The 2878-nt window shown below is 45.8% G+C and carries 3 protein-coding genes; 1 reads left to right on the top strand and 2 read right to left on the bottom strand.

Annotated elements, in window-relative coordinates; translation table 11 throughout:
* A partial coding sequence (locus tag VE954_RS12645; RefSeq protein WP_324953229.1) for a DDE-type integrase/transposase/recombinase occupies positions 1-262 on the top strand: 262 nt, incomplete at its 5' end.
* Here the strand turns inward: VE954_RS12645 and VE954_RS12640 are convergent.
* The gene (locus VE954_RS12640; protein ID WP_324953227.1) at positions 244-1098 is read right to left on the bottom strand and encodes a hypothetical protein; all 855 of its coding nucleotides are present in this window, start codon (positions 1096-1098) and stop codon (positions 244-246) included. The two genes, VE954_RS12645 and VE954_RS12640, sit on opposite strands and share 19 nt — an antisense overlap.
* A 396-nt stretch (positions 1099-1494) precedes the next feature.
* On the bottom strand, positions 1495-2664 hold the full coding sequence (locus VE954_RS12635) for a hypothetical protein (RefSeq protein WP_324953225.1): 1170 nt from the start codon (positions 2662-2664) through the stop codon (positions 1495-1497).
* Positions 2665-2878 lie beyond the last annotated feature (214 nt).

Here is a 2878-nt window from a genome sequence, read left to right as displayed (position 1 = left end):
AGCCAACACATCTGCGATCAATGACTATAACGACGACGAAGGCACCGATATCGAGATTCGTCAGAACAAATATTTGAACAACATTATCGAGCAGGACCATAGGCCCATCAAGCAGCTATGCAGAGCCACCTTGGGCTTTGGGAGGTTTCGAACTGCAAGGATTACAATTGGTGGCTTTGAGTCGATGAGAATAATTCGAAAGCGGCAGGTCAGAGCAGAGGGTGATACCTCTGCAGAGATCTTCTATTCTGTCGCTGCATGATCGTTCGCCAATCCGTGCTTCCCCGCGCTCAGCTTCCGCAAACGCAACACAACCAGTACATAAGGCTTGCCGTCCGCAAACGGGGACATCATTGTCGAAGATTTTCTTCTCCGCGCTGGCTTCTGCTTTACAAATTGGCCATCGAAAGTTGTTTGCCGAAACTGCCGAATGATTCGGTTTCGCGTGAGCTCATCGATCAGAAATTTGAAATAGTCGGCATCTGATGAACTGTCAGTAACGTCCTCCCGACCACCAATCGATTCCCAGATATCTGCCCGACTGGCTTCCGGCTCACGATACACAGCCTTGATGACCGCAAAGTGCATTTCCTCAAACGAGTCAATCCAAACAAGAAATTGGCTTAGGAAATGATCTGGACAAAGTGTTGAACAGGCGGCATTCCCGAGAAGGTTTCGAACAGCTTCGCGCTTGGTTTCGCTTTCGGCTGCCGACCAATTCCTGAACGCTTTCCTCATCAGTCGCGCGTACTCCGGGCTCTCAACCCGGCTTCTGGTCTCGTCATCGTCAAGATTCAACCTTTCAAGCAGCTCGCGCATGGTTTGTTCTATTTCATCAATCTGATCCTTCTGAAGCCTGAGCCACTCCATAAAGGTCTTATTGACGCTGCTCTGTTCCGCCTCTCCCCAAAAGCCGGACCCAAGTGAGGCCAGGCCCTGGGTAATTGGAGCGAGTCCAAGGACAGCCAGCATTCGGCGCAATATTGCATTGAGCTGGTCGGGAGAATTGATGTTCAACGCCATGTCGTTGAACACCTCATTGCGATGGTGACGTTTGTCTTCAGGAGTCAGAGGGATTTCGGGCATGTCGTCATTCAAGGAAAGACCTCCACGCTTTAAGTTTGAGGATTGATCATCTTGGTAAAAATACTGAGCAGGATTATACAGCGGTATTAGGACGCTATCAAGTTGGCTACTCAGGTTTCTGCTTAAGAAGCTGCCATGCCGCAGCCGACTCGAATTTTTCCACCCGGACGCGAAGCGGGAGGGCTTGGCCGAAGGCTGGAAAAAACTCGAGTCGGCGGGAGGGGGGGTACTTCTTGGGAGAACGGCCTTTCTCCCAAGAAACCATTCGGCTATGCTCCCCTTGTCGGTTACCAAAGTCGCCTTCACAGAATTGCCAAAGTCCTCTTCATCGCCAGTGTACATTTGAAGGCGAAAGTTGCTACGTTGAGGGTGGCTGCTCCAGGGACCTCGCAAGAATTGGTAGTATTACTATGCAGGTGACCCAGCAGCCCGAGCTAGAATATTTTTTAAATCCTCTAGCCTATTGTGATCGCTACTTGCTCGACGCCGGTTCATACACTGGCTATTCTTCTTGGCTTCAGCTAAAAGGTCTTCCAATTCGCTATAGCTAAAATCTTTCAAAAATGGTTCCAGACGAAGAAAGCTTGAATCAGCGGTGTCAAAATTTGATGACTTTGTATAATTATCTGCCAGATTTTTCCTGAGAGTAATCGCATCGCCTGCGCTGTAGATAAGCATATTTATCTTTTCACTATTGGTAGGGAATTTATCCCTTAAAATATCTAGTACAGCTTGGGTCATATTATAATTGTCTGAAAATTTAAGGATCTGCTCAAGAGCAACAGCCGAATAGTAAGTTGATAAGGCACATTCTATGAAGGAATAGGCTGCATCCTGCGGATGGTTCATGAAGTTGATCACTTCCATTGCGAAGTTGAAGTCATTTTCATCAGGGAATTTTAGATTTGCAACGAACATTTTCTTATACTCATCAAGCGTAAAGGCAAAAGTATACGATGATTTGAATTCCCGTTCGCAGTAGCTTTTTATGTGCGCCTGAAGTTCCTTACTCACATAAGCGAATGTGCTGGGAAATAGCGAGAACCAATCATTAGCCATATTTTTCAAAAAATCATTCTGAACCTTGACCTCTGAGAAGTCTGAACTGTTTTCACGCAGGTAAGCGTCAAGGTAGGTCTTTCGGTACTTGTATAGCTCCCTCAGTGCGAGGAAATTCACATGATAATTATCTATGCAACGCTGGTTCTTTGATTTGAAACAAAGTCGCCAGAGATTCCGAAAATAGTTCTTTGTTACCTCGGTGCTAAGCCGATCGTAGTGTCTGTGAAGAAATGCTTGAGAAGATTCCTTGCTAGGCAGCAAGCTCGTTGATGCAGCTTCAAGATCCTCTGCAAACTGGTCAAAAGATGATTTTGAAAGGAATTGATCAATGGAGAATATTAAATCAAATGTGTTCCGTAAATACCCATATACTTCATGCTGGCTAGGAGTAAATAATCTTCGATTATCCCCTGTTTGAACTGGGTGTGCGCATAAGTGCCTAATCTTTTGCAAGTTTTCGAGACACGTTTGAGTCACGGCATCAATGAGTTTTGCGTCAAAGAGTTTACTCGGCAATTCTCTTTCCCATGCCGAATCTCTAGCATTTTTCTCTTGAACATCTTCAATCCACCGTAGTACTTTGGAAGCCTTCGGAATAAATCAGCTATTTTGAGACAGTCATAAAAAGAGTTTAGTGTACTTTTCTATCCAAGCACATACATGGATTGCCGTGTGACCGGGATGTTGATCCCGACCTGCTCCTGTGGAATCAGAAGTTTAGGACCACGCT

Origin of the sequence: Oligoflexus sp., assembly GCF_035638955.1 — a bacterium.
Classification (GTDB): domain Bacteria; phylum Bdellovibrionota_B; class Oligoflexia; order Oligoflexales; family Oligoflexaceae; genus Oligoflexus.
Note: the sequence above shows the minus strand (reverse complement) of the source record. Positions and strands in the feature narration are given on the sequence as shown.